Here is a 5,383-nt window from a genome sequence, read left to right as displayed (position 1 = left end):
ATAAGCTCGTAAACAGAAAATTCTTTACGTTGTCCATGGGAGAGAAACAAAGGGTCATGCTCGCAATGGCGATTGCCCAGGAGCCGGAGGTTCTCTTGCTCGACGAACCCATTTCGCACCTTGATATAGGACATCAGCTTGCGTTTATGCATACGCTCAAAGAGCTTCATAGAAGCGGCACAACCATAATCTCGGCCATGCATGAGCTTCCCCTTGCAAGAGAGTTTTTTGAACGGCTGTGCCTTATGGATAACGGAAGGATCGTGAAGGTCGCATCATCCGGTGACAGGGAGCTCCTCGACCATATAAAATCCGTGTTCGGCGTCACGGAAGAACGGTTCATAAAATAAGTCTGCAAATTATTGATGTTGTGTACTCTGTTGCTTTTCACAAACTCCCGTGCTTTGATGGTAATGTATTAAATTAAATCTACAACCATATTTGATGCGATTATGAAAAGAATTGTCGAACATTTTAAAGAACTTTACAAATACAGGGCGCTGATAAACGCGCTGGTGGTAAGAGGCCTGAAGGCAAGGTACAGGGGATCGGTACTTGGGTTTTTCTGGACATTCATAAACCCGTTTTTATTGATGCTGGTTTATGTGTTTGTGTTCAAGGTCTTAATGAACAACGGTATAAAGAATTATTCCGTATTCCTTTTCGCCGGGCTGCTGCCGTGGACATGGTTTTCTACAGCATTTACGGATGGCGTCAACTCCATTGTAGGCGGCTCGAATCTTATAACAAAAGTGCTTTTCCCGCCCCAGGTATTACCCACGGTTTCCGTGCTCGTGAACATGATGAACTATATTTTTAGTTTACCGCTTTTGCTTTTATTTATGTTCATTTTAAGAATGGACCTCGGTATTCCCATAATAGCCATTATCCCCGTCATAATTATCCAGTTGATATTAACGGAAGGACTTGTGCTTATAATCGCTGCTATAAACGTCTATTTCCGCGATCTCCAGCAAATTGTGAATAACTTCCTGCTGCTTGGATTTTTTGTAACACCTATCATTTATCAACTGTCACAGGTCCCTTCCCGGTATTTATTTATATTCTACCTGAACCCAATGACTTTATTGGTTCGCTCTTATCAATGGATTTTTTATTACAATATCTTTCCCAACTGGCTGCATCTGTCTTATTTACTGATTGCCTCGGTTGTCATACTTCTTATAGGCGCATACCTATTCGAAAAGCTTAAAGAGGCATTCCCGGAGTTTATATGAATGATGCAGTTGTTTTGGAGCATGTAGAGAAGCATTTTAAAAAATATGCGTTAAAAAAGAATTATTCGAGTTTCAAGGAGCGTCTTGCTCATTTTAATTGGTTCGAGAAAAATCCAAACAAAGAGTACCTTGAGGTCCTTGAGGATATAAACCTATCCATAAGAAAGGGCTCGACATTCGGCCTCATAGGGAACAACGGCTCTGGCAAAAGCACAATCCTTAAACTTATAGCAGGGATATACAAGCCGGACAAGGGCAGGGTTATGGTGGACGGCAGGGTCTCGACACTGATAGAGGTCGGGGCCGGCTTCCATCCCGAGTTCACAGGCAGGGAAAATATCTTTATAAACGGCATTATACTCGGCCTTCCGAAAAAAGAGATAAAAAAACGGTTCGATCAAATCGTTGCATTCGCCGAGCTCGAGGATTTCATTGATGCGCCTGTAAGAACGTACTCGACAGGCATGTACATGCGCCTTGGGTTCTCGGTGGCCGTAAATGTGGATCCCGATATTCTTTTAATAGACGAGGTTCTGGCTGTCGGTGACGAGTCGTTCCAGAAAAAGTGTATCGACAAGATCACGGATTTCCGCAACAGGGGTAAAACCATGATCATAGTTACACACAGTATGGGGATGATCAAACAACTGTGCGACGATGCAGTATGGATACACGGCAGGGGTATATCCAAAGGCAGCACGGTCGATGACACCATACATGCATACCAAACAAGTCAGAAGTCGTGATATCAATTAAGAAAAACAGGTAGATCTGAAAACTATTGACAATACATTAGGTATGAATATATTTACTACTATAAGTAGCAAAGGAGGTAGTACTGTGTTAACAAGTAAAGTAGAGAAGATTTCGATTTCACTGCCTATAACTCTTATAAATTACCTGGATAATATTAAAAAGAAAAATAAAATAGGAAGATCTGAATTGATCAGACGGGCTGTGGAGCTTTATATGGCTGAAAAAACGAAAGACGAGCTTAGAAAAATTGCATCAACCATGAGAGGAGAATATAAGTCTAACAAAAATTTGACAATACTCAAAGAAATAGAGTACGAGGATTTTGTAGAATGAAGCAAGGCGAAATATGGTTGATCAATCTAAATCCTACTATAGGGTCAGAAATAAAAAAGACCAGACCATGTGTTATCCTAAATAATGATGCTATAGGTGTTTTACCCTTAAAGGTAATAGCCCCTCTAACGGATTATAAGGAAAATTATGAGAAAGTTTTATGGTTTGTAAAACTTCAACCAAATAGGAATAACGGATTAAGTAAACTATCTGCAATTGACTTATTTCAGGTGAAGTCAGTGTCGGAAGAAAGATTTATAAGAAAGATTGGACAATTATATTCAGAGGAACTTGAAAAAGTCAAATATGCATTGAAATTGGTTTTTGATATTACATAAAGTATTCCTAATGTATTGATATTTGTAGGGGAAGCAAAAAAGAAAAGGTAAAATGTGATGTATGAACAACATTATTTTTATTATCATAGACAGTGCACGGCACGATAGTTTTATGAAGGCTAAGCTAAAAAATACCCAAAAACTTGGTAAAATAGAGAAACGATACAGCTATGCAAGCTGGACATCCCCTTCGCATTATGTATTGCTCATGGGGCTCATGCCTCATAAAAATCCGACAAAAATATTTGCTTCAGAAGTGTACAAGAACGAACTATCTTTGTGGACACAAAGAATTGGGACTGAACTATCCTTTAAAAATTTTGTTCCTGAACTCAGCTTGCCAAAAGTACTCAAAACTCTCGGCTATAAAACAATTGCAAGGGTTTCATTGCCGGTACTCAATAAATTTACAGGGTTTTCCGCATTTTTTGATGACTATAAACTTATGGACAAACATAACGATTTTGCAGGTATGGTTGATGAAATAGAATTTAATAACAGCCAACCTTACTTTTATTTTCTCAATGTAGGAGAGGCACATTATCCTTATGTATTGCCGGGAGAAAATCCTTTAGATTATCCAAAAATACACGGTGTACACGGTGTATTTAAACATATGGATGACCTTGTAAATCATACAGGTGATCAGGCTCAACCCGGCAACCAAGCTACTTTCTTTAACAAAAAAATGCTTAAGACATTCAAAAATAAACAAATTTCATGTATCGAATATGTTGATGGATTAATAGAAAAATTATTCAATAAATGTCCATCTAACACCTATTTTGTTGTTTCATCCGATCATGGTGAGTTATTCGGGGAAAAGGGGTTTTTCGGACATGGGCCTATTATGCATAAAAAGGTGTTTGAAGTACCTTTTGTAGAGGGCATGCTGAGATGAAAGGCTTTACAGTCTGGTTTACCGGCTTGCCCTGTTCAGGTAAAACGACGCTCGCTAATAACCGTTTTCTTTAAAGATCTCAGCAAGGTATAGCTAATGTAGAATTGTTAGACGGAGATGTTGTCAGGCAGTATCTAACACGGGGACTTGGCTTCACAAAACAGGACAGAGATGAAAATATACGCAGGATAGGCTGGCTCAGCAGGATGTTGAACAAACACGGCGTAAATACCATTGTAGCCGCAATTTCACCTTACAGGGATGTTAGAGAAGAACAAAAAAAGCTCATAGGGAACTTTTTTGAAATATATGTAAACTGTCCTGTCGAGATCTGCGAACAAAGGGATGTTAAAGGTATGTACAAAAAAGCAAGAGAGGGTAGTATACCTCACTTTACGGGGGTAAATGATCCTTACGAAGAACCGTTAACCCCTAACCTGATTATTGAAACAGACAAATTAAGTATAGATAAAAGTTTTATGGTTTTGCTGACTGCATTATTAGAAAAAAGTTTTTTGGGTAAATCAGGCAAATATTACCGTGTTTAACTTAAAAAAATCCTCGGCAGACAAAGTCATACTGATGTCCATTGATAATCTGAGATACGATTGTGTGGGTTATCAGCCGGACAAGAAAGAACTCGATAAGTATAATGTTAAGTCTCTGCTTGAGACTCCAATTCTGGACAGGCTTTCTGAAAAAGCACTGTGCTTTACTCAGTGTATAAGCACAAACACGTACACAACATCCGCTCACGCTTCCGTCTTTACAGGTCTTTATCCGCCGCATCATGGTGTCAGGGCTTTCTTCGACACGAAACTCAATAAGGATGTCAAAACCCTTGCTGAGATCTTTAAAGAAAACGGTTATACCACGGTATTTGCAACAGACGTAATGGCGTTGTTTAAACCGCTGGATTTGACAAGGGGGTTTGATTATCTGTTTGAAAGAGACGACAGGAGGCTGTCGGTATTTTTGGAAAAACACAAAGAAGAGAAAGTCTTTTTATTTGTACATTTTTATGACGTGCATGAGCCGTATCTCTTCAGCGAATCTCCTGTTTCCCAAGATTATAATAGAGACTACTTTAAGTCTATAGAGGAACTTTATAAGAACTACGGGGTAGAAGTAACAGACAAAAGACCTCATGCACTCTGGCACAATTTATTTAACAGGAAAGGCAGAGACATTAACAGCATGCTACCGTTGTATGTAAGAGGCGTCAGCAAATTTGACGATGGCAGATTTAAGCTATTTCTCGGCAATCTTAAAAGGGCCGGCTTTCTGAAGGAAAGCCTTGCCGTAATCTTCTCCGATCACGGAGAGGGAAAATGCAGCCATTATGACCCAAATTTTTTTGCTCACTCGGGTGATACGTACGACAATGTATTGAGGGTACCGTTGATTATCCTGCACCCGGACATAAAGTACACTCTCAATGAGAGTTTGCGATCTTTATCGGATATATTTGCGATCGTCCTTTCGTACGCGAAGATAGAATTCGATTCACCCTATACGTTGGATTCTTCTCCTTTAGAGCAAACGAGAAGATACGTATTTGCCGAGAGATGGATAGCGAAAAAAGACGGCAGTATATCAGACGACAGGGAGGGCAATCCATTAATCCCGCACCAATTTATAAACGATAATGAATGGCTCCTTAGTCAAAGATCAATAAGAACAAATGACGCAAAATTTGTTGTCAGGGGTAAACAAGAAGATTTGGCTCTTTTGGATGATAAAAAACTCGACGACACGCAATTCATTAAAACGATCTACAGAAAAGTTTTTGGGTATTTTTTAGCTTAGCCTTCATA

7 protein-coding genes and 1 pseudogene are annotated in these 5,383 nt (G+C 39.3%); all 8 read left to right on the top strand.

All coding sequences use genetic code 11. The features are described from left to right. On the top strand, positions 1 to 350 hold a 350-nt coding region (locus tag M1381_11850), incomplete at its 5' end, for an ATP-binding cassette domain-containing protein (GenBank protein MCL4479763.1). Positions 351 to 452: 102 nt separating this feature from the next. Beyond that, positions 453 to 1,238, top strand: a complete 786-nt coding sequence (locus tag M1381_11845; GenBank protein ID MCL4479762.1) for an ABC transporter permease — start codon at positions 453 to 455, stop codon at positions 1,236 to 1,238. Next, positions 1,235 to 1,984, top strand: a complete 750-nt coding sequence (locus tag M1381_11840) for an ABC transporter ATP-binding protein (protein ID MCL4479761.1) — start codon at positions 1,235 to 1,237, stop codon at positions 1,982 to 1,984. Before M1381_11845 ends, M1381_11840 begins: the two co-directional genes overlap by 4 nt. 94 nt (positions 1,985 to 2,078) lie before the next feature. Next, complete coding sequence (locus tag M1381_11835) at positions 2,079 to 2,327, top strand: ribbon-helix-helix protein, CopG family (protein ID MCL4479760.1); 249 nt, start codon at positions 2,079 to 2,081, stop codon at positions 2,325 to 2,327. Next, on the top strand, positions 2,324 to 2,665 hold the full coding sequence (locus M1381_11830; GenBank protein MCL4479759.1) for a type II toxin-antitoxin system PemK/MazF family toxin: 342 nt from the start codon (positions 2,324 to 2,326) through the stop codon (positions 2,663 to 2,665). The genes M1381_11835 and M1381_11830 overlap by 4 nt, the downstream gene beginning before the upstream one ends. Positions 2,666 to 2,726: 61 nt before the next feature. Next, positions 2,727 to 3,566, top strand: coding sequence for a sulfatase-like hydrolase/transferase (locus tag M1381_11825; protein MCL4479758.1), 840 nt, complete (start codon positions 2,727 to 2,729; stop codon positions 3,564 to 3,566). Next, a pseudogene (cysC, locus tag M1381_11820) lies at positions 3,563 to 4,114 on the top strand (adenylyl-sulfate kinase). The gene M1381_11825 and the pseudogene cysC overlap by 4 nt, the downstream one beginning before the upstream one ends. Beyond that, on the top strand, positions 4,107 to 5,375 hold the full coding sequence (locus M1381_11815) for a sulfatase-like hydrolase/transferase (GenBank protein ID MCL4479757.1): 1,269 nt from the start codon (positions 4,107 to 4,109) through the stop codon (positions 5,373 to 5,375). Before cysC ends, M1381_11815 begins: the two are co-directional and overlap by 8 nt. Positions 5,376 to 5,383: the final 8 nt, after the last annotated feature.

The organism is Deltaproteobacteria bacterium, assembly GCA_023382265.1.
Classification (GTDB): domain Bacteria; phylum JAMCPX01; class JAMCPX01; order JAMCPX01; family JAMCPX01; genus JAMCPX01.
Note: the sequence above shows the minus strand (reverse complement) of the source record. Positions and strands in the feature narration are given on the sequence as shown.